The organism is Streptomyces sp. NPDC002499 (assembly GCF_053595415.1).
In genome coordinates this window covers 225357-245569 of the sequence record NZ_JBSFXO010000018.1, presented here as the reverse complement: position 1 = coordinate 245569, position 20213 = coordinate 225357, and the positions used below count along the sequence as shown (strand labels likewise).

The window sequence follows — 20213 nt, the reverse complement described above, 5'->3', positions numbered from 1 at the left end:
GTGCGCACGCAATCTAGTTCCGGCCACTCTGCCCATCCGACACCCGCGCCTCTATACTCATTGCTTGCACGAGCGCACGTAGTACCGCGCGCGCAAGCAAACTGGACGTCCCCGCCTAGGGAAGCGAGCAGACAGATGACCAGTCCGGATCTGGACGCGTTCGCCACATGGGTCGAGGGCCTGATGCGCGACCGCGGCTACGACATCGACAGTCCGCGCGGCGGCGGCAAATCGCGGATCGCGGACGAGGCGGGCGTCCACCGCGCCGCCGTCACCCGCCTGCTGCACCGGCAGAGCATGCCTGACCTGGAGACCACGCGCCGGCTCGCCCGCGTGCTCGGGGTGCCGGTGCGCGACCTGCTCATCCGCTCGGGACGGCTGACCGCCGAGGAGCTGGCCGACCCGCAGGAGCGAGCGCCCTTCCCCGCCGCGGGCGCCGAGCCCGGCCGCCGGCCCACGCCCGAGGAGGTCGCGGAGCTGCTGGGCGTACCGGCCGACCGGCGGGACATGTTCGTACGGGTGGTCGAGCAGTTCCTGCCGGACGAGAGCGGCGCCGGGACGCTCGCGGCCGACTGAGCCAACTAGTTGCGAGCGCGATCGCAACATGTCACAGTAGACACAGCGGCGGAGCTGTACCCGGACACCGGGTGACGGTCCGCCGTTTCGCATGTCCGCACCCCGAACCCCCACCGGAGGTGATCGCTTCCGTTTCTCCCCCGCGCGGGCACACGCGTGGAGTACCCTGCGAACAGCTATCGCTCACTTGTTCGATTCGAACGGAGTGGAACCGAGCGAGGGTCCGCACGGTACGGAGGGATACGAGGGCCTCATGACCAGGGACGACGACACGGAACGGAACGAGACCGACGAGGCCGGGACAAGCGCCGAGCTACGACGGGCCCTTGCCGCACACCTCAAGGGCCGTCCGATTCCGCCGGACCTGGTGATCACCACACGGACGGAGATCGAGCGCCGGGAGTTCACCGCGTACGGCCAGGGCTGGCGGGACCGCGGCGAACACGACGAGCGCCGCAGGGCGGAGGCGGCAACACAGCCGGGGCCCCGCCACGGCACCCCCGCCGACGCGACGGTCCTCCCCTTCCCGCCCCTCTCCGGCCCCCAGCCGGCCCGCCCCCACCCGGACACCGAACGGCCCTGAGACGGCCGTACCGAACAGACCCCCAAGGAGATGACGCAACGTGGGCCCCGCCAACTCGCGGAACCAGGCCGGCACCGACCCTGACCAGACCGACTCGCTCGCCGTCGCACTGGAGCTGGAGCGCCTGCGCGGCTCCCTGGACTCCCGCCTCGCCCGGGTCGACGGCTCGCTCGCGCTCGTGGTCCAGCGCTGCGACCAGACCGACCGGCAACTCGCCGACCACGAGCGGCGCGTGGAGTCGCTGGAGCGCTCCCGCTGGCCGCTCGCCAGCATCGGCGTCCTGGCCGCGATCGCCACCGCGGTCGTGACCTTCGTCCAGCTCACCGCCCGCTGACATGCCGAAGGGCGGCCACCCCGCGCGAAGCGAGGTGACCGCCCTTCAGCAGACGTACGCCTTACTGGTTGTACGGACCGTAGTCGTAGTCCTCCAGCGGGACGGCCTGGCCGGAGCCGGTGCCGAACGGCGAGTAGTCGATGTCGTCGTAGCCGACGGCCGAGTACATCGCGGCCTTGGCCTCTTCGGTGGGCTCGACCCGGATGTTGCGGTAGCGGGACAGACCCGTACCGGCCGGGATGAGCTTACCGATGATGACGTTCTCCTTGAGGCCGATGAGGCTGTCGGACTTGGCGTTGATCGCCGCGTCCGTCAGCACTCGGGTCGTCTCCTGGAAGGAGGCGGCCGACAGCCAGGACTCCGTCGCCAGCGAGGCCTTGGTGATACCCATCAGTTGCGGACGGCCGGAGGCCGGGTGGCCGCCTTCCTGGACCACACGACGGTTCTCGGTCTCGAACTTCGAACGCTCGACCAGCTCGCCGGGCAGCAGCTCCGCGTCGCCCGACTCGATGATCGTCACCCGGCGCAGCATCTGCCGGATGATGATCTCGATGTGCTTGTCGTGGATCGACACACCCTGCGAGTTGTAGACCTTCTGGACCTCGCCGACCAGGTGGACCTGGACCGCGCGCTGACCGAGGATCCGCAGCACGTCGTGCGGGTTGGTGGCACCCACGGTGAGCTTCTGGCCCACCTGGACGTGCTCGCCCTCGCTGACCAGCAGACGGGCGCGCTTGGAGATCGGGAACGCCGTCTCGTCGCTGCCGTCGTCCGGGGTGATGACGATCTTCTTGGTCTTCTCGGTCTCCTCGATCCGCACGCGGCCCTGGGCCTCGGAGATCGGGGCGACACCCTTCGGCGTACGAGCCTCGAAGAGCTCGACGACACGGGGCAGACCCTGGGTGATGTCGTCACCGGCCACACCACCGGTGTGGAAGGTACGCATCGTCAGCTGGGTACCGGGCTCACCGATGGACTGGGCGGCGATGATGCCGACCGCCTCACCGATGTCGACCAGCTTGCCGGTGGCCAGCGAGCGGCCGTAGCACATGGCGCAGGTGCCGACGGCGGACTCACAGGTCAGGACCGAGCGGGTCTTGACCTCGGAGACACCGTGCTTGACCAGCTCGTCGATGAGGACGTCGCCGAGGTCGGTGTTGGCCGGGGCCAGCACCTTGCCGTCGACGGTGATGTCCTCGGCCAGCGCACGGGCGTACACGCTGGTCTCGACGTTGTCGGCCTTGCGCAGCACGCCGTCCGCGCCGACCTCCGCGATCTGGAGCCTGAGGCCACGGTCGGTGCCGCAGTCCTCCTCGCGGATGATGACGTCCTGCGAGACGTCGACCAGACGACGGGTGAGGTAACCCGAGTCGGCGGTACGCAGGGCGGTGTCCGCCAGACCCTTACGGGCACCGTGCGTGGAGATGAAGTACTCCAGCACGGACAGGCCCTCACGGAAGGACGCCTTGATGGGACGCGGGATCGTCTCGTTCTTGGCGTTCGACACCAGACCACGCATACCGGCGATCTGACGCATCTGCATCATGTTGCCTCGTGCGCCCGAGTTCACCATCATCGAGACCGGGTTGGTCTTCGGGAAGTTCGCGTTCATCGCCTCGGCGACCTCGTTGGTCGCCTTGGTCCAGATCGCGATGAGCTCCTGCGTGCGCTCTTCCTTGGTGATCAGACCACGCTCGTACTGCTTCTGGACCTTCTCGTCCTGGTCCTCGTAGCCCTTGACGATCGCGCGCTTCGCGTCCGGCACGACGATGTCGGAGATGGCCACGGTGACACCGGAACGGGTCGCCCAGAAGAAGCCGGCCGCCTTCAGGTTGTCGAGCGTCGCCGCCACGATGACCTTGGGGTAGCGCTCGGCGAGGTCGTTGACGATCTCCGAGAGCTGCTTCTTGCCGATCTCGTAGTCGACGAACGGGTAGTCCTCGGGCAGCAGCTCGTTGAAGAGCGCGCGGCCCAGGGTCGTCTTCAGCCGGAAGCTGTCACCCTGCTGCCACTCCGGCTCGCCCTCCTCCTGCGCCGGCGGGGTCCAGCCGCGCGGCGGGATGGTGCCCACCGGGAAGCGGATGTCCACGCGCGACTGCAGCGAGAGCTCGCCGGCGTCGAACGCCATGATGGCCTCGGCGACGGACGCGAAGGAGCGGTCCTCGCCCTTCACGTTCCGCAGCTCGCCGTCGGTGGTGAGGAAGAACAGACCGAGGACCATGTCCTGGGTCGGCATCGTCACCGGACGACCGTCGGCGGGCTTGAGGATGTTGTTCGAGGACAGCATCAGGATGCGGGCCTCGGCCTGCGCCTCCGCGGAGAGCGGCAGGTGCACGGCCATCTGGTCACCGTCGAAGTCCGCGTTGAACGCGGTGCAGACGAGCGGGTGGATCTGGATGGCCTTGCCCTCGACCAGCTGCGGCTCGAAGGCCTGGATGCCGAGGCGGTGCAGCGTGGGCGCACGGTTCAGCAGAACCGGGTGCTCCGCGATGACCTCTTCCAGGACGTCGTACACGACCGTGCGGCCGCGCTCGACCATCCGCTTGGCGCTCTTGATGTTCTGCGCGTGGTTCAGGTCGACCAGGCGCTTCATCACGAACGGCTTGAAGAGCTCCAGCGCCATGGCCTTCGGCAGACCGCACTGGTGCAGCTTCAGCTGCGGACCGACGACGATCACGGAACGCGCCGAGTAGTCCACGCGCTTGCCGAGCAGGTTCTGACGGAAGCGACCCTGCTTGCCCTTGAGCATGTCGGACAGCGACTTCAGCGGACGGTTGCCGGGGCCCGTCACCGGGCGGCCACGACGGCCGTTGTCGAAGAGCGCGTCGACGGCCTCCTGGAGCATGCGCTTCTCGTTGTTCACGATGATCTCGGGCGCACCGAGGTCGAGAAGGCGCTTCAGGCGGTTGTTGCGGTTGATCACACGGCGGTACAGGTCGTTCAGGTCGGAGGTCGCGAAGCGGCCACCGTCCAGCTGCACCATCGGGCGAAGGTCCGGCGGGATGACCGGGACGCAGTCGAGGACCATGCCCTTGGGGCTGTTGGAGGTCTGCAGGAAGGCAGACACGACCTTCAGCCGCTTCAGCGCACGGGTCTTCTTCTGGCCCTTGCCGGTGCGGATGATCTCGCGAAGCCGCTCGGCCTCTTCGTCGAGGTCGAAGGACTCCAGGCGCTTCTGCAGCGCCGCGGCACCCATCGAGCCGTCGAAGTACGTGCCGAAGCGGTCACGCAGCTCGCGGTAGAGGAGCTCGTCGCCCTCCAGGTCCTGGACCTTGAGGTTCTTGAACCGGGTCCACACCTCGTCCAGGCGGTCGATCTCGCGCTGCGCACGGTCGCGCAGCTGCTTCATCTCCCGCTCGGCACCTTCGCGCACCTTGCGGCGCACGTCGGCCTTGGCGCCCTCGGCCTCCAGCTCGGCCAGGTCGGCCTCGAGCTTCTTGGCGCGGGCCTCGAGGTCGGAGTCACGCCGGTTCTCGACCTGCTGACGCTCCACGGAGACGTGCGCCTCCAGGGAGGGCAGGTCGCGGGTGCGGCGCTCCTCGTCGACGAACGTGATCATGTACGCCGCGAAGTAGATGACCTTCTCGAGGTCCTTCGGGGCGAGGTCGAGCAGGTAGCCCAGTCGCGACGGGACACCCTTGAAGTACCAGATGTGCGTGACGGGGGCGGCCAGTTCGATGTGGCCCATCCGCTCACGGCGCACCTTGGCGCGGGTCACCTCGACGCCGCAGCGCTCACAGATGATGCCCTTGAAGCGAACGCGCTTGTACTTGCCGCAGTAGCACTCCCAGTCCCGGGTCGGACCGAAGATCTTCTCGCAGAAGAGTCCGTCCTTCTCGGGCTTGAGGGTGCGGTAGTTGATGGTCTCAGGCTTCTTGACCTCGCCGTGGCTCCACTGACGGATGTCGTCAGCGGTGGCCAGACCGATCCGGAGCTCATCGAAGAAGTTGACGTCGAGCACTATGCGTCAATCCCTCTCAGGGTTGTAAGTCATGGGGTCTGATACGGGGGTCCAGGGGCCGGCCGAAGATTCCTCACCAGGACCTTCGGCCGGACTCCCGTCAGACCTCTTCGACGCTGCTCGGCTCACGCCGGGACAGGTCGATGCCAAGCTCCTCCGCAGCGCGGAAGACGTCCTCGTCGGTGTCGCGCATCTCGATGGACATGCCGTCCGAGGACAGCACCTCCACGTTGAGGCACAGGGACTGCATCTCCTTGATGAGCACCTTGAAGGACTCGGGGATGCCGGGCTCGGGGATGTTCTCGCCCTTGACGATGGCCTCGTAGACCTTCACGCGGCCGGTCACGTCGTCGGACTTGATGGTCAGCAGCTCCTGGAGGGCGTACGCGGCGCCATAAGCCTCCAGCGCCCACACCTCCATCTCACCGAAGCGCTGGCCACCGAACTGGGCCTTACCACCCAGCGGCTGCTGGGTGATCATCGAGTACGGACCGGTCGAACGCGCGTGCAGCTTGTCGTCGACCAGGTGGTGCAGCTTGAGGATGTACATGTAGCCGATGGAGATCGGCTTCGGGAACGGCTCGCCGGAGCGGCCGTCGAACAGGTTGGCCTTGCCGGAGGGCTGGACCAGCCGGTCGCCGTCGCGGTTGGGGATCGTGGCCTCGAAGAGACCGGAGATCTCGTCCTCGCGGGCACCGTCGAAGACCGGGGTCGCGACGTTGGTACCCGGCGCGACCTGGTCGGCGCCGATGACCTGGAGGCGCTGCGCCCAGTCGTCCGCGAGGCCGGAGACGTCCCAGCCGCGGCTGGCGAGCCAGCCGAGGTGGATCTCCAGGACCTGTCCCGGGTTCATTCGGGACGGGACACCCAGCGGGTTGAGGATGATGTCGACCGGGGTGCCGTCCTCCAGGAACGGCATGTCCTCGATCGGCAGGATCTTCGAGATGACGCCCTTGTTGCCGTGGCGGCCGGCCAGCTTGTCGCCGTCGGTGATCTTGCGCTTCTGCGCAACATACACCCGGACCAACTGGTTGACGCCGGGCGGCAGTTCGTCGCCCTCCTCGCGGTCGAAGACGCGGACGCCGATGACCTTGCCGATCTCGCCGTGCGGCACCTTCAGCGAGGTGTCGCGCACCTCGCGCGCCTTCTCACCGAAGATCGCGCGGAGCAGGCGCTCCTCGGGGGTCAGCTCGGTCTCGCCCTTGGGCGTGACCTTGCCGACGAGGATGTCACCGGCGACGACCTCGGCACCGATCCGGATGATGCCGCGCTCGTCGAGGTCGGCGAGGACCTCCTCGGAGACGTTCGGGATGTCCCGGGTGATCTCCTCGGGGCCGAGCTTGGTGTCACGGGCGTCGACCTCGTGCTCCTCGATGTGGATCGAGGAGAGGACGTCGTCCTGCACGAGGCGCTGCGACAGGATGATCGCGTCCTCGTAGTTGTGACCCTCCCACGGCATGAACGCCACGAGCAGGTTCTTGCCCAGCGCCATCTCGCCGTTCTCGGTGGCCGGACCGTCGGCCAGGACCTGGCCCTCGATGATCCGGTCGCCCTCGTTGACGATGACCTTCTGGTTGACCGAGGTGCCCTGGTTGGAGCGGGCGAACTTGGCCAGGCGGTACGTGATGTACGTGCCGTCGTCATTGGCGGTGGTGATGTAGTCCGCGGAGACCTCCTGGACGACACCCGACTTCTCGGCCTTGACCACGTCACCGGCGTCGACGGCGGAGCGGTACTCCATGCCGGTGCCGACGAGCGGGGCCTCGCTCTTGATGAGCGGAACGGCCTGACGCATCATGTTCGCGCCCATCAGGGCACGGTTGGCGTCGTCGTGCTCGAGGAACGGGATCATGGCGGTCGCGACCGACACCATCTGGCGCGGCGAGACGTCCATGTAGTCCACGTCGTCACCGGCGACGTAGTCGACCTCGCCGCCACGGCGGCGGACGAGGACCCGGGCCTCGGTGAACTGCATCTCGTCGTTGAGCGTGGCGTTGGCCTGCGCGATGACGAATCGGTCCTCTTCGTCGGCCGTCAGGTAGTCCACCTCGTCGGTGACCTGACCGTCGACGACCTTGCGGTACGGCGTCTCCACGAAACCGAACGCGTTGACGCGGCCGTAGGAGGCGAGCGAACCGATCAGACCGATGTTCGGGCCTTCAGGGGTCTCGATCGGGCACATGCGGCCGTAGTGCGAGGGGTGCACGTCACGGACCTCGAAGCCGGCCCGCTCACGGGAGAGACCACCCGGGCCGAGCGCCGACAGACGGCGCTTGTGGGTGAGACCCGACAGCGGGTTGTTCTGGTCCATGAACTGCGACAGCTGGCTGGTGCCGAAGAACTCCTTGATGGAGGCGACGACCGGCCGGATGTTGATCAGGGTCTGCGGCGTGATCGCCTCGACGTCCTGGGTCGTCATGCGCTCACGCACGACGCGCTCCATACGAGCCAGACCCGTGCGGACCTGGTTCTGGATGAGCTCGCCGACGCTGCGCAGACGACGGTTGCCGAAGTGGTCGATGTCGTCGGTCTCGACGACGATGGAGCCGCCGCTGTCGCCGACCGTCTCGGTCTCACCGGCGTGCAGCTTCACCAGGTACTTGATCGTCGAGATGATGTCCTCGACGGTCAGGATGCCCGCGTCCAGCGGAGCGTCCGCACCCAGCTTCTTGTTGACCTTGTAGCGGCCGACCTTGGCCAGGTCGTAGCGCTTGGGATTGAAGTAGAGGTTCTCGAGCAGCGTCTGCGCGGCCTCACGGGTCGGCGGTTCGCCCGGACGCAGCTTGCGGTAGATGTCGAGCAGCGCGTCGTCCTGGCCCTGGGTGTGGTCCTTCTCCAGGGTGGCGCGCATCGACTCGTACTCGCCGAACTCCTCGAGGATCTGCTCGGTGGTCCAGCCGAGAGCCTTCAGGAGAACGGTGACGGACTGCTTGCGCTTGCGGTCGATACGGACACCGACCATGTCGCGCTTGTCGATCTCCATCTCCAGCCAGGCACCCCGGGACGGGATGATCTTGGCGGAGAAGATGTCCTTGTCGGACGTCTTGTCGATGGAGGAGTCGAAGTAGACACCCGGCGAGCGGACCAGCTGCGACACCACGACACGCTCGGTGCCGTTGATGACGAAGGTGCCCTTGTTCGTCATCAAGGGGAAGTCACCCATGAAGACGGTCTGGGACTTGATCTCGCCGGTCTCGTTGTTCGTGAACTCGGCGGTGACGAAGAGCGGAGCCGCGTACGTGAAGTCGCGCTCCTTGCACTCGTCGATGCTGTTCTTAGGCGGCTCGAAACGGTGGTCGCGGAAGGTCAGCGACATCGACCCGGAGAAGTCCTCGATCGGGGAGATCTCCTCGAAGATCTCCTCCAGACCGGACTTGGTGGGGACGTCCTGACCGGAATCCAGAGCCGCCTCGACTCGAGCCTTCCACGCGTCGTTGCCGAGCAGCCAGTCGAAGCTCTCGGTCTGCAGCGCAAGAAGGTTCGGAACCTCGAGGGGCTCCTTGATCTTTGCAAAAGAGATGCGCAGCGGGGCGGTGCTGGCAGCGTTGTTCGTATTCGCGGTCGAGGCAGTGCGCGAGGCGGCCAAGAGGGGGTCCTTCCGAGGGCTCGGACTCACTACGCGCTCCCCGGTCCCTCCCCGGCCACGGAGACAGAAACCCCAGTTCAAAGGGGCTTCGGTCATCGGTGCTCAGGTGAGGGCAGACCCCTGGTGACGGGCAGGGGACAGCTAACAGGCAGCGCAAAGGGTCAGTGTAGCCACTCGGCACACTGATGTCCAGTCCCCATTTTCTGAGACCCTCGTTGTCCTCAACGCCTGCGCCATGCCTGCCTTCAACGCACGTTGATACTGCCCTCTTCGTCGCCGATCCATGCCTCGGATTCGGACCGTTCTGGCGACGCGTCCTGAGAATTGCGCGCTCCGTGCGGTTCGTCAAGGCCCCTCTGCGCAAACCCGGTGCGCGGGAGACACGACGAAGATCACCATACCCGCCGCCACAGCGGGTGCAAGGCAACCGTGGCCCGCCTCCCCGTAACGCCGAAGAGCGACCACCCGGATGGATGATCGCTCTTCGGTGCTCTCGCGTTACAGCCCGATCGGGCCGCGTCCGCGCGCGGAGGCCCAGGGGGCCTCGAAGGTGTTACTTGACCTCGACGGAGGCGCCGGCGGCCTTGAGGGACTCGGCAGCCTTCTCGGCGGCCTCCTTGGCGACCTTCTCGACGACGGGCTTCGGGGCGCCGTCCACGAGGTCCTTGGCCTCCTTCAGGCCCAGCGAGGTCAGCTCACGCACGACCTTGATGACCTGGATCTTCTTCTCGCCGGCGCCGGTGAGGATGACGTCGAACTCGTCCTGCTCGGCCTCGGCCTCAACGGCGGCGGCAGCAGCGGCGGGGGCGGCGGCGACCGCGGCGGCGGCGGTGACATCGAACTTCTCCTCGAACGCCTTCACGAACTCGGAAAGCTGGATGAGGGTCATCGTCTCGAACTCGGCGAGCAGTTCGTCCTGGGTGAGAGCCACGATGGCTTCCCTTCACTAATTCGGCTGGTGCCGGGTGTGTACATGTCTGGCGGGCGTACGTTCGGCCCGCTACGACCGTTGCCTCGGGGCGCGGAGCCTCAGGCGGCGGTCATTTCGCGAGCCGAGTTACTCGGCACCGCCCTGCTCGGCCTGCTTGGCACGAAGCGCCTCCGCGGTGCGGACGAACTTCGAGGGGAGCGCCTGGAAGACCTGAGCAGCCTGGGTCTGCTTGCCCTTGAAGGCACCCGCCAGCTTGGCGAGCAGAACCTCGCGGGACTCGAGGTCCGCGAGCTTCTTGATCTCGTCGGCGGACAGCGCCTTGCCGTCAAGGACACCGCCCTTGATGACGAGGTTCGGGTTGTCCTTGGCGAAGTCACGAAGACCCTTCGCCGACACCACCGGGTCACCGGTGACGAAGGCGACCGCCGTCGGACCGTTGAACAGGTCGTCGAGCGTGGAGATCCCGGCCTCGTTGGCCGCAATCTTGGTCAGCGTGTTCTTCACCACGGCGTACTGGGCGTTCTCACCGAGCGAACGACGCAGCGTCTTGAGCTGCGCCACGGTGAGACCCCGGTACTCGGTCAGCACGGCGGCGTTCGAGCTGCGGAACTGCTCCGTCAGCTCGGCTACCGCGGCAGCCTTGTCGGGCCTTGCCATAGAGCGTCGGCCTCCTTCCGGGTGTTGGACCGCTCAGAAGGGGCTGAGGAATACGAAACGCCCCGGCGCAGGCGCACGGGGCGTAACTCGACCGGATTCAGCAGCTGTTGGGCAGCAGACTCCGGGAGTACTTCCACAGTGTCACCTGCGCGGGTCGTCCGCAGTTCAGCGGATCCTTCGGCCACCGAACCCTCTTCCGAGAGCCCGGCAACGACCAGCGGTCTTTGGCTTCTCCTGGAGAGTACGGGACCGCATCCCTGTCAAGCAAATCCGCTCCTACGGTGCTCAGCCCCGCGACTCCTTGACCGCCTCGGGCACGTCCACCGTGTCGTCGGCGGCCGGTGCCCGCACCGTCACCGGCTTGCCGAAGTCGAGGAGCGTGACGGTGAGATCGAGCTCCCCGTGCCGTCCGAAGCCCTGGGTGCGCAGCCGCCTGACGTGGTCGTCGCCGTCCACCCACACATCGAGGGTGAGCTCGTCGACGCCCAGCTTCTCGTACTGCGCGAGGTCCGCTTTCGCCTTCCCGGTCACGGAGTCGCGGAGGCCGTCGAGGGTCGCCGTTCCCGTGTAGTGCGTGGTGCGGGTGCCCGCGACGGTCTCGGTGCCGGTCCGCCGTACGTCGTCGGCGGCCGCCAGGAAGGCCGCGTCCCGGGCCGGGTTCTGCCCGACCTGGTCGCGCAGGCCACCGACGTCCATCCTCAGTCCGCCGGCCGCGGTGAACTTGGCCTCTGAACCGAAGTCCGCCCAGTGTCTGCCGTGCGCCTGCTGGGCCACGCCGTTGTCGGTCGCCTTCTGGTACAACACCCCGTCGACCAGGCGCAGTTCGGCCTCCGTGGAGTTGCCGTCGTCCCTGCTGCTGGTGACCATGCGGGCCCGGGCCGGCTTCGCGGCGACGGACGCCTCGGTCTCGACCCGCCCCTGCTCCGGTATCCGCCCGCTGGTCCGGTAGTGCACCGACGAGACGCCCTCGGTCGCCCTGACCGCCCGGGCGACGGCCGCGGCGGCGGACGAGTCCGAGGACCCGCCCGCGCCAGCGCTGCCGCCCGCGCAGCCCGCGCACAGCAGCAGGGCGAGCCCGGTCGCTCCGACCGCGCCCGCCCCGACCGCCGATCTCAAGAGCTGGAGCCGGAGCCGCTGGCGGTGTCGCCGCTGCCCGGTGTCATGCCCTGCTTCTTCAGCAGGTCCTTGAAGTCCTCGGTGTCGCTCGCCGCCGGCTCGCTGACGGACACCTTCGTGCCGTAGTCGCTGTAGTACGCGGTCTGCGTGTACTCGCCGGCCGTCATCTGGCCCTTCTCGACCTTCTTGACCAGCAGGTCCTTGCCGTCGACCCAGATGTCCACGGTCTCGGTGCTGACGCCGGCCTGGGTGAGCTGCTTCTTCAGGCCCGCCAGCTGGCTCGCGGTGAGGCTGGAGTTCTTGCGGGCCAGATCGGCCACGTCCACCGTGCCCGAGTAGTGCGTGGTCTGCACGCCGCGCACCTTCTCGGTGCCGACCTTCTTGACGTCCCCGGAGGCCAGCAGGAGCTTCACCGACTGGTTCGGGGTCGTGTTCTGCATCTGGTCCTTGAGGTAGGCACCGGAGCTGCCCCCGAGGTCCGCGAGGTCGTCGTAGCCGTACCGGATCCAGTGCTTGCCGCCGGCCTGCTGGGCGAACTGCTCGCCCATCTTCGCGTAGTAGGCGTCGGGCAGATAGCGGGCCTGCATCGACGTGGTGCCGAGCTGGCGCATGGTGTCGGCCATCGTGCCGCCGGTGTACGTGATGACGAGGTTGCCGGTGAGACCGTCGGCCCAGCCGAGGGCGCCGTCGGCGGTCATCGACATCACGGAGCCCATGGACGTCGTGGACTCGACCTTGGCGGAGTCGGCGCCGTCGGTGGACTTCTCGGCGGTGCGCAGGGCGGCTATCGGGCTGAACCGGGCGCTGCCCTTGCCGGCCGCGTTGTCGTCCTTGGCGGACCCGCCGCCGGAGTCCGAGGAACCGCAGGCGGCCACCCCCGCCAGAGCGGTCCCCACCGCGATCGACAGGGCCATCCGGCGCACGGTCGTGCTCTTCATTCGTCCCACCCCTAAGCGTTTGCTGTGTCCCGACGGTAGCTCAGGGCACTGACAGCCGTACGGAAATATCCGCACACACAAAGGACGGGCCCCGCACCCGTGAAGGTTGCGGAGCCCGTCGTGCTTTTGTCGCGTCCCTGACGCGGCTACCGGGGTGAGCGCTCGGCTCAGACGGCGGCCGGGTCCTCCTCGACGAGGAGGTTGCGGGTGCGGTTCGGGTCGACCGGAACGCCGGGGCCGATCGTGGTGCTGATCGCGGCCTTCTTGATGTAGCGACCCTTGGCGGCGGACGGCTTCAGACGGAGGATCTCCTCCAGCGCGGCGCCGTAGTTCTCCACCAGCTTGGTGTCGTCGAAGGACGCCTTGCCGATGATGAAGTGCAGGTTCGAGTGCTTGTCGACGCGGAACTCGATCTTGCCGCCCTTGATGTCGTTGACAGCCTTCACGACATCCGGGGTGACCGTGCCGGTCTTGGGGTTCGGCATGAGGCCACGGGGGCCGAGCACGCGGCCCAGGCGGCCGACCTTGCCCATGAGGTCCGGGGTGGCGACGACGGCGTCGAAGTCCAGCCGGCCCTTCGCCACCTCGTCGATGAGTTCGTCGGAGCCGACGATGTCGGCGCCCGCGGCGGTCGCGGCCTCGGCACGGTCACCGGTCGCGAAGACCAGGACCCGGGCGGTCTTACCGGTGCCGTGCGGAAGGTTCACGGTGCCACGGACCATCTGGTCGGCCTTGCGCGGGTCGACACCCAGGCGGAAGGCGACCTCGACGGTGCCGTCGAACTTGGAGGTGGAGGTCTCCTTGGCGAGACGGACGGCCTCGAGCGGGGCGTAGAGCTTGTCCCGGTCGATCTTCTCGTCCGCAGCGCGGAGAGACTTGCTGCGCTTGCTCACTTCTTCTCCTGGTGAGTCTTGAGGAGTCGTGGTCCGGACCGAGCAGGCCCTGCCACTTCTGCGGTGGAACGGGGGGTGGGGCTCAGCCCTCGACCGTGATGCCCATGGAACGGGCGGTGCCGGCGATGATCTTCGACGCGGCGTCCAGGTCGTTGGCGTTGAGGTCGGGCATCTTCGTGGTGGCGATCTCGCGGACCTGCGCCTGAGTGATCTTGGCGACCTTGGTCTTGTGCGGCTCGCCGGAGCCCTTCTCCACACCCGCGGCCTTGAGGATCATCTTGGCGGCCGGCGGCGTCTTGGTGATGAAGGTGAAGGAACGGTCCTCGTAGACCGTGATCTCCACCGGGATCACCCAGCCACGCTGCGACTCGGTCGCGGCGTTGTACGCCTTGCAGAACTCCATGATGTTCACGCCGTGCTGACCCAGCGCGGGGCCGACCGGCGGAGCCGGGTTGGCCGCGCCGGCCTGGATCTGGAGCTTGATGAGCCCCGTGACCTTCTTCTTCTTGGGAGGCATGCTCTCTCCGGGTCCTTACTGAGAGTTGGTTACCAGCTGCATCAATTGGATGAATCATCCGGCAGATGGCATACCGCACCACGGTAGCCGATGACCTCCCCCGGCATGAAATCGGCGAGGTCAGGAAGGCTGCGCGGGGGTACGGTCCCGGCTCGCGACCACCAGTTGGACCAGCCCCGCGATCAGGAACCCGGCCCCGAACATGCCGATGAGCGCGGTGATGGCGCCCACCTGGCCGAGCCCGCCCTCCTCGGCGGCCACCGTCGGGTCCGAGGGCCGGTACCGGATGGTGATCGGCTCGCCCTCGCGGGAGACCTTGTTCTTCTTGGCGGCGGTGAGGGCCGGCAGATCGGCCTCCACCTTCTTCCCGTCGAGCTCGAACTCGGCCCAGCAGCGGTGACGCCAGCAGTTGGCCGCGCCCTCGTTGTGGAAGACGCCGACCGCGCGGACCCCGTCCCGCTGGAGCGAGGAGACCTGCGCCCACTGGGTCACGCCCACGTAGGCGGCGCAGGCCGAGACGACCGCCCCGATCAGCAGGAACACTCCGGCGAGCAGAAAACGACGAGAGCGCCCGAGCCGTGGCGTGACTGCCGCCCGGCTCAGGGCGCTCTCTCTGTCTGTGTCGGTCAACGGACCCGCGTGCGTCAGTTCTTCTGGATCTGGTCGAAGGAGAGCTCGACCGGCGTCTCGCGGCCGAAGATCTCGACCAGGCCCTTGACCTTCTTCGAGTCGGGGTTGATCTCGTTGATGGTCGCCTGGAGCGTCGCGAACGGGCCGTCAGTGACGGTGACCGAGTCGCCGACCTCGAAGTCCAGCACCTGGACCTCGACCTTGCGCTGCGGAACGGGCTTGCCCTCGGCCTCGGCGGCCTCACGGGCGGCCTTCTCCTCGGCCTCCGGCGCGAGCATCTTGACGATCTCGTCCAGGGTCAGCGGGTACGGGTCGTAGGCGTTGCCCACGAAGCCGGTGACGCCGGGGGTGTTGCGGACGACGCCCCAGGACTCGTTCGTCAGGTCCATGCGGACCAGGACGTAGCCCGGGAGCTTGTTCTGCTTGATCGTCTTGCGCTCGCCGTTCTTGATCTGCGCGACCTCTTCCTGCGGCACCTCGGCCTGGAAGATGAAGTCCTCGACGTTCAGCGAGACGGCACGCTGCTCGAGGTTGGTCTTCACGCGGTTCTCGTAACCGGCGTAGGTGTGGATGACGTACCACTCGCCGGGCAGCGCGCGCAGCTCCTGGCGGAGGGCCTCGACCGGGTCGACCGGCTCGGGCTCCTCCTCGACGAGCTCGTCCTCGGCGTCCTCGTCGGACGCGTCCTCGGCACTCTCGTCCTCGTCCTCGACGTGCAGCGCGGCTTCCTCGGCGGGCTCGCCCGCCTCGGCCTCGGCAGCCTCGAACTCGTCCTGCTCGTCCGAGCCCTCGACGATGTCGAGCTCGTCATCGACCGACTCATCGGGCTCGACGGCGGCGTCGTTCAGGTTCGGGTCAGACACGATGGCTGCTTCTTCCTGGATACATAGGGGTGGAACATGCGAAAGGGGCGCCGGTTACCTCGGCGCCCTTCGCTCTAGACTCAGCCGAAGACGTACTTGGCGGCGTGGCTGAGCCCATAGTCAATCACGGTCACCAGGCCGATCATGATGACGACGAAGACAATGACCACGGTCGTGTACGTCGTCAGCTGGTTGCGTGTGGGCCAGACGACCTTGCGCAGCTCGGCGACGACCTGACGGTAGAAGAGGCCAAGCCTCTTGAACGGACCTTTCTTGGCCCGCTTGCCGCCCTTTCGGGTCTTCTTCGTCTCCTGCGCCTCGTCCTGGGCACCAGGCGTGTCGATGGAGCCCACGGCGTCCGCCATTCGTCCTCACCTGTTCCCGGGTCGTGGCCGTGCCGCGCCCGGTATGAGCCGCACGGCTGTGCACTACTGTACGTACATGCACACACATCCTGGCGAAGGTGTGTGTAGCAGGGCCGGAGGGACTTGAACCCCCAACCGCCGGTTTTGGAGACCGGTGCTCTACCAATTGAGCTACGACCCTTTGCGCGTCCCCCAACGTACCGCATCCGACCGGGTGCTCGGAGTGCACCTTCCACGGCGCGGCAGTTGATGGCCAACGAGGTGAGAGTGTACGTGGTCCGGGGCGCCCCGTCGAACAGAAAGCGCCCGTAGGGGCCTTGGCGGAGGAAGATCGCCGGAAAACCGACGGAAGATCACCTGGCCACCGCGTGATTCCGGACGGGTGTTCAGTGGCCGACCGCTACATGTTCAGTCTGTGAAACCCGCGTGCCGGTGGCGTTTCCGGTCTGAAACGATGGGGCCCATGAGCCCTGCAACCCCTCCCACCGAGCGCCGGGTCTCCGCCCGAGTCGGCGCGATCTCCGAGTCCGCCACCCTCGCTGTCGACGCCAAGGCCAAGGCCCTCAAGGCCGCCGGGCGTCCGGTGATCGGCTTCGGCGCCGGCGAACCCGACTTCCCGACCCCGGACTACATCGTCGAGGCGGCCGTCGAGGCCTGCAAGAACCCGAAGTACCACCGCTACACGCCGGCCGGCGGTCTGCCCGAGCTGAAGGCCGCGATCGCCGCGAAGACGCTGCGCGACTCCGGCTACGAGGTCGAGGCGTCCCAGATCCTGGTGACCAACGGCGGCAAGCAGGCCATCTACGAGGCCTTCGCCGCGATCCTCGACCCGGGCGACGAGGTCATCGTCCCGGCGCCGTACTGGACGACGTACCCGGAGTCGATCCGGCTGGCCGGCGGTGTCCCGGTGGACGTCGTCGCGGACGAGACGACGGGCTACCGGGTCTCGGTCGAGCAGCTGGAGGCGGCGCGCACCGAGAACACGAAGGTCCTCCTCTTCGTCTCCCCCTCGAACCCGACCGGCGCGGTCTACACGCGCGCGCAGATCGAGGAGATCGGCCGCTGGGCCGCCGACAACGGCCTGTGGGTCCTGACGGACGAGATCTACGAGCACCTCGTGTACGGCGACGCGGAGTTCCACTCGCTCCCGGTGGTCGTACCGGAGCTGGCCGACAAGACGATCGTCGTCAACGGTGTCGCGAAGACGTACGCGATGACCGGCTGGCGGGTCGGGTGGGTCATCGGCCCCAAGGACGTCGTCAAGGCCGCGACGAACCTCCAGTCGCACGCCACGTCGAACGTCTCCAACGTGGCCCAGGTCGCCGCGCTGGCCGCCGTCTCCGGTGATCTCTCCGCCGTGGAGAAGATGAAGGAGGCCTTCGACCGCCGCCGCAGGACGATCGTGCGGATGCTGAACGAGATCGACGGCGTGGTCTGCCCGGAGCCCGAGGGCGCCTTCTACGTGTACCCGTCGGTCAAGGCGCTGCTCGGCAAGGACATCCGCGGCAAGCGCCCGCAGGACTCGGTCGAGCTGGCCGCGCTCATCCTCGAGGAGGTCGAGGTCGCGGTCGTCCCGGGCGAGGCCTTCGGCACCCCCGGGTATCTGCGGCTGTCGTACGCCCTGGGTGACGAGGATCTCGTCGAGGGCGTCAGCCGGATCCAGAAGCTGCTGGCCGAGGCGCAGGACTGACGCTGGACTGACGTTTTCGCGCTCCACGCGCGCGTGACGGGCCGTCTCCCCTGCGGGAGGCGGCCCGTTTCTGCGTGCGAGCAAGACCACGTACGGGGAATCCGGTATCGGGAGGCCTCCGCGGTACGGCAGGATCCTCGAATGGAGCGTGTACGTGATGTCTCTGAGCTGCCGAAGGCCCATCTGCATCTGCACTTCACCGGGTCGATGCGGCCGGCGACCGTGCTGGAACTGGCCGACAAGTACGGCGTCCGTCTGCCCGACGCCCTGACCGAGGCGCTGACCAGCGGGGAACCGCCGAGACTGCGGGCGACGGACGAACGGGGCTGGTTCCGCTTCCAGCGCCTGTACGACGCCGCGCGGTCGTGTCTGCGGGAGCCGGACGACATCCGGCGGCTGGTGCGCGAGGCCGCCGAGGAGGACGTCAAGGACGGCTCCGGGTGGCTGGAGATCCAGGTCGACCCGACGTCGTACGCACCGCGCCTGGGCGGGCTGATCCCGGCGCTGGAGATCATCCTGGACGCGGTCGAGACGACCTCCCGCGAGACGGGTCTGGGGATGCGGGTGCTGGTCGCCGCGAACCGGATGAAGCACCCGCTGGACGCGCGCACGCTGGCCCGGCTCGCGGTGCGGTACGCGGACCGGGGCGTGGTCGGCTTCGGCCTCTCGAACGACGAACGCCGGGGCATGGCACGGGACTTCGACCGGGCCTTCCACATCGCGCGGGAGGGCGGACTGCTGTCCGCTCCGCACGGCGGCGAACTGACCGGGCCGTCGTCGGTGCGGGACTGCCTCGACGACCTGCACGCCGACCGACTCGGTCACGGGGTGCGCGCGGCCGAGGACCCGCGGCTGCTGAAGCGCCTCGCCGAGCGGGGCATCACCTGCGAGGTGTGCCCCGCCTCGAACGTCGCCCTGGGCGTCTACGAGAAGCCCGAGGACGTGCCGCTGCGCACGCTGTACGAGGCGGGGGTCCCGATGGCTCTGGGGGCGGATGATCCTTTGCTCTTCGGCTCGCGGCTGGCCGCCCAGTACGAGATCGCGCGCCGCCATCACGCCTTCACGGACGAGGAGTTGGCGGAGCTGGCTCGGCAGTCGCTGCGGGGTTCGGCGGCGCCGGCGGATGTGAAGGCGAAGCTGTTGGCGGGGGTCGACGACTGGCTGGCGCAGGGCGTGTAGCGGCGGGGTCAGTCCGCGATCCCGGCGAGCAGGGTGCGGGCCAGCCGCGCGGCGAACTCGTCGACCGGCGGCCGTACGCCTTGCGCGGTCGCCTCGTACGCGAACGCGCGCTGGGCGCACGCGCCGAGGAGCAGGGACGCGGCGGCGAAGGTGTCGGCGTCGGGGCGGACGCGGCCGACGGCCTGTTCGGCTCGCAGGTAGGCGTCCAGGCCCTCGATGGGCCGGTGCGGCCCCGCACCGATCTCCCTCATCGCGTCGTCGTGCCGGCGCTTGAGCTGGGTCTCCGCGTACAGCGAGGCGGCGATCGGGAAGCTCTGCTCGTAGAAGAGGGCGGCCCGGCGGGCGATCTCGGTGAGGTTCTCCGTCAGTGTGCCCCGGCCGGGCTCGGCGACCAGGCTGCTCAGCAGGGGCGTCAACTGCGGCAGCCGCTCCGTGAGGACGCGGATGAACAGGTCTTCCTTGCTGTCGAAGTACTTGTAGAGCGCCGCCTCGGAACAGTCCGCCGCCTTGGCGATCTCCTTGGTGGTGGTACGGGCCAGCCCGACGGTGAGCATCAGTTCGTGAGCGGCGTCGAGGAGACGGACGCGGGCGGGCTTCTTCTCCATGGCACGGCCAATCGGGCTTGACGGGTGAGTGAGTGCTTACCCATTCTAGGGAGAGGCAGGGGTGAGTGAATACTCACCCACCACGCGAGCACCACCACACGATCACAGGAGGAGCCATGCACCTCACCGTCTTCGGTGCCACGGGAGGCATCGGCCAGGAGATCGTCCGGCAGGCCCTGGATTCGGGGCACCGGGTCACCGCGGTGGTACGGGATCCGGCGCGGCTGGCGGCGGCCGGTGAGCAGCTCGAGGTGGTCCGCTCGGAGCTGACCGACCCGGAGGAGGTGCGGGCCGCCGTGGCCGGCCGGGACGCGGTCCTGTCGGGGCTGGGCGCGCGCACCCGCAAGGAGGCCGGAGTCACGGCCCGGCTCACGCGTACGGTGCTGGGCGCGATGGACGCGACGGGGGTACGGCGGCTCGTCGTGGTGAGCGCGGGTCCGGTGGGTCCGGCGCCCGCGGCGGAGGGTCTCGTCGACCGCACGGCACGACGGATCGTCACGGCGCTTCTGAAGGATGTCTACGCCGACCTGGGCGCGATGGAGGCCGAGTTGGGCCGTAGCGCCACGGACTGGACGGTCGTGCGGCCGCCGCGGCTGCAGAACAAGCCGGTCACGGGGGTGTACCGGACGGTGGTCGGCGGTTTCCCTGCCAAGGGGCGGTTCATCGGGCGGGCGGATGTGGCGCACGCGATGTTGGCGATGACCGGGGATCCGGGGGCGGTGAAGCAGGGGGTGGGGGTGGCGTATTGAGGTGGGCTGGGCTGAGCTTGGGCTGAGCTGAGTTGAAGTG

At 68.0% G+C, this 20213-nt stretch carries 18 protein-coding genes and 1 tRNA gene; 6 read left to right on the top strand and 13 right to left on the bottom strand.

All coding sequences use genetic code 11. The features are described 5' to 3' along the window. Positions 1-135 precede the first annotated feature (135 nt). The 3 genes from ACWD5F_RS42810 (at position 136) to ACWD5F_RS42800 (ending at position 1493) form a co-directional block, all read left to right on the top strand. Entirely contained in the window at positions 136-576 is a 441-nt protein-coding gene (locus tag ACWD5F_RS42810) for a helix-turn-helix domain-containing protein (RefSeq protein ID WP_451261584.1), read from the top strand. Between the two features lie 253 nt (positions 577-829). After that, positions 830-1159: a hypothetical protein gene (locus ACWD5F_RS42805; RefSeq protein WP_451261583.1), complete on the top strand. Its 330-nt coding sequence runs from the start codon at positions 830-832 to the stop codon at positions 1157-1159. Positions 1160-1199: 40 nt separating this feature from the next. Beyond that, entirely contained in the window at positions 1200-1493 is a 294-nt protein-coding gene (locus ACWD5F_RS42800; RefSeq protein WP_401714047.1) for a hypothetical protein, read from the top strand. A gap of 61 nt (positions 1494-1554) precedes the next feature. Here the strand turns inward: ACWD5F_RS42800 and ACWD5F_RS42795 are convergent, their stop codons facing one another. The 12 genes from ACWD5F_RS42795 to ACWD5F_RS42740 form a co-directional block, all read right to left on the bottom strand. Next, the gene (locus ACWD5F_RS42795) at positions 1555-5454 is read right to left on the bottom strand and encodes a DNA-directed RNA polymerase subunit beta' (protein ID WP_123998326.1); all 3900 of its coding nucleotides are present in this window, start codon (positions 5452-5454) and stop codon (positions 1555-1557) included. Positions 5455-5554: 100 nt separating this feature from the next. Further along, positions 5555-9040: a DNA-directed RNA polymerase subunit beta gene (gene rpoB, locus ACWD5F_RS42790; RefSeq protein ID WP_401714049.1), complete on the bottom strand. Its 3486-nt coding sequence runs from the start codon at positions 9038-9040 to the stop codon at positions 5555-5557. A gap of 553 nt (positions 9041-9593) precedes the next feature. After that, positions 9594-9974: a 50S ribosomal protein L7/L12 gene (rplL, locus tag ACWD5F_RS42785; RefSeq protein ID WP_280878730.1), complete on the bottom strand. Its 381-nt coding sequence runs from the start codon at positions 9972-9974 to the stop codon at positions 9594-9596. A 123-nt stretch (positions 9975-10097) separates the two neighbouring features. Further along, positions 10098-10628 carry a 50S ribosomal protein L10 gene (gene rplJ, locus ACWD5F_RS42780; RefSeq protein ID WP_280878475.1) on the bottom strand — a complete coding sequence of 177 codons (531 nt, stop codon included), beginning with the start codon at positions 10626-10628 and terminating at the stop codon, positions 10098-10100. Between the two features lie 285 nt (positions 10629-10913). Continuing rightward, a complete protein-coding gene (locus ACWD5F_RS42775) occupies positions 10914-11744 on the bottom strand; it encodes an LppX_LprAFG lipoprotein (RefSeq protein WP_451261582.1) in 831 nt (276 codons plus the stop codon). Further along, positions 11741-12682 (bottom strand): hypothetical protein, encoded by a 942-nt coding sequence (locus ACWD5F_RS42770; RefSeq protein ID WP_451261581.1) that lies wholly within the window; start codon positions 12680-12682, stop codon positions 11741-11743. Before ACWD5F_RS42770 ends, ACWD5F_RS42775 begins: the two co-directional genes overlap by 4 nt. A 167-nt stretch (positions 12683-12849) precedes the next feature. After that, positions 12850-13575, bottom strand: coding sequence for a 50S ribosomal protein L1 (gene rplA, locus ACWD5F_RS42765; protein WP_123998331.1), 726 nt, complete (start codon positions 13573-13575; stop codon positions 12850-12852). An 82-nt stretch (positions 13576-13657) separates the two neighbouring features. Next, on the bottom strand, positions 13658-14092 hold the full coding sequence (rplK, locus tag ACWD5F_RS42760; RefSeq protein WP_030359033.1) for a 50S ribosomal protein L11: 435 nt from the start codon (positions 14090-14092) through the stop codon (positions 13658-13660). A gap of 120 nt (positions 14093-14212) precedes the next feature. Then, positions 14213-14635: a hypothetical protein gene (locus ACWD5F_RS42755; RefSeq protein WP_451261580.1), complete on the bottom strand. Its 423-nt coding sequence runs from the start codon at positions 14633-14635 to the stop codon at positions 14213-14215. A 101-nt stretch (positions 14636-14736) separates the two neighbouring features. After that, on the bottom strand, positions 14737-15585 hold the full coding sequence (gene nusG / locus ACWD5F_RS42750) for a transcription termination/antitermination protein NusG (RefSeq protein ID WP_401714056.1): 849 nt from the start codon (positions 15583-15585) through the stop codon (positions 14737-14739). 80 nt (positions 15586-15665) lie between these two features. Further along, positions 15666-15950 carry a preprotein translocase subunit SecE gene (gene secE / locus ACWD5F_RS42745; protein WP_401714058.1) on the bottom strand — a complete coding sequence of 95 codons (285 nt, stop codon included), beginning with the start codon at positions 15948-15950 and terminating at the stop codon, positions 15666-15668. Positions 15951-16058: 108 nt separating this feature from the next. Further along, positions 16059-16131 (bottom strand) — tRNA-Trp (locus tag ACWD5F_RS42740). A gap of 282 nt (positions 16132-16413) precedes the next feature. On the opposite strand from ACWD5F_RS42740, the gene ACWD5F_RS42735 reads away from it, so the two are divergent. Next, a complete protein-coding gene (locus ACWD5F_RS42735; protein WP_451261579.1) occupies positions 16414-17640 on the top strand; it encodes a pyridoxal phosphate-dependent aminotransferase in 1227 nt (408 codons plus the stop codon). Between the two features lie 141 nt (positions 17641-17781). Beyond that, a complete protein-coding gene (locus ACWD5F_RS42730; protein WP_451261578.1) occupies positions 17782-18819 on the top strand; it encodes an adenosine deaminase in 1038 nt (345 codons plus the stop codon). Positions 18820-18827: 8 nt separating this feature from the next. On the opposite strand, the gene ACWD5F_RS42725 is transcribed toward ACWD5F_RS42730, so the two are convergent. Next, positions 18828-19424, bottom strand: a complete 597-nt coding sequence (locus tag ACWD5F_RS42725) for a TetR/AcrR family transcriptional regulator (RefSeq protein WP_451261577.1) — start codon at positions 19422-19424, stop codon at positions 18828-18830. A gap of 116 nt (positions 19425-19540) precedes the next feature. Here ACWD5F_RS42725 and ACWD5F_RS42720 point away from each other — a divergent pair, with 116 nt between their 5' ends. Then, positions 19541-20173 carry an NAD(P)-dependent oxidoreductase gene (locus tag ACWD5F_RS42720; protein ID WP_451261576.1) on the top strand — a complete coding sequence of 211 codons (633 nt, stop codon included), beginning with the start codon at positions 19541-19543 and terminating at the stop codon, positions 20171-20173. Positions 20174-20213 lie beyond the last annotated feature (40 nt).

Excerpts from the sequence above, each read along its gene's own strand:
- ACWD5F_RS42810 (WP_451261584.1), top strand. The coding sequence starts at position 136 with ATGACCAGTCCGGATCTGGACGCGTTCGCCACATGGGTCGAGGGCCTG.
- ACWD5F_RS42805 (WP_451261583.1), top strand. The coding sequence starts at position 830 with ATGACCAGGGACGACGACACGGAACGGAACGAGACCGACGAGGCCGGG.
- rplJ (WP_280878475.1), bottom strand. The coding sequence starts at position 10,628 with ATGGCAAGGCCCGACAAGGCTGCCGCGGTAGCCGAGCTGACGGAGCAG.
- ACWD5F_RS42770 (WP_451261581.1), bottom strand. The coding sequence starts at position 12,682 with ATGAAGAGCACGACCGTGCGCCGGATGGCCCTGTCGATCGCGGTGGGG.
- rplK (WP_030359033.1), bottom strand. The coding sequence starts at position 14,092 with ATGCCTCCCAAGAAGAAGAAGGTCACGGGGCTCATCAAGCTCCAGATC.
- secE (WP_401714058.1), bottom strand. The coding sequence starts at position 15,950 with ATGGCGGACGCCGTGGGCTCCATCGACACGCCTGGTGCCCAGGACGAG.
- ACWD5F_RS42735 (WP_451261579.1), top strand. The coding sequence starts at position 16,414 with ATGAGCCCTGCAACCCCTCCCACCGAGCGCCGGGTCTCCGCCCGAGTC.
- ACWD5F_RS42730 (WP_451261578.1), top strand. The coding sequence starts at position 17,782 with ATGGAGCGTGTACGTGATGTCTCTGAGCTGCCGAAGGCCCATCTGCAT.
- ACWD5F_RS42725 (WP_451261577.1), bottom strand. The coding sequence starts at position 19,424 with ATGGAGAAGAAGCCCGCCCGCGTCCGTCTCCTCGACGCCGCTCACGAA.
- ACWD5F_RS42720 (WP_451261576.1), top strand. The coding sequence starts at position 19,541 with ATGCACCTCACCGTCTTCGGTGCCACGGGAGGCATCGGCCAGGAGATC.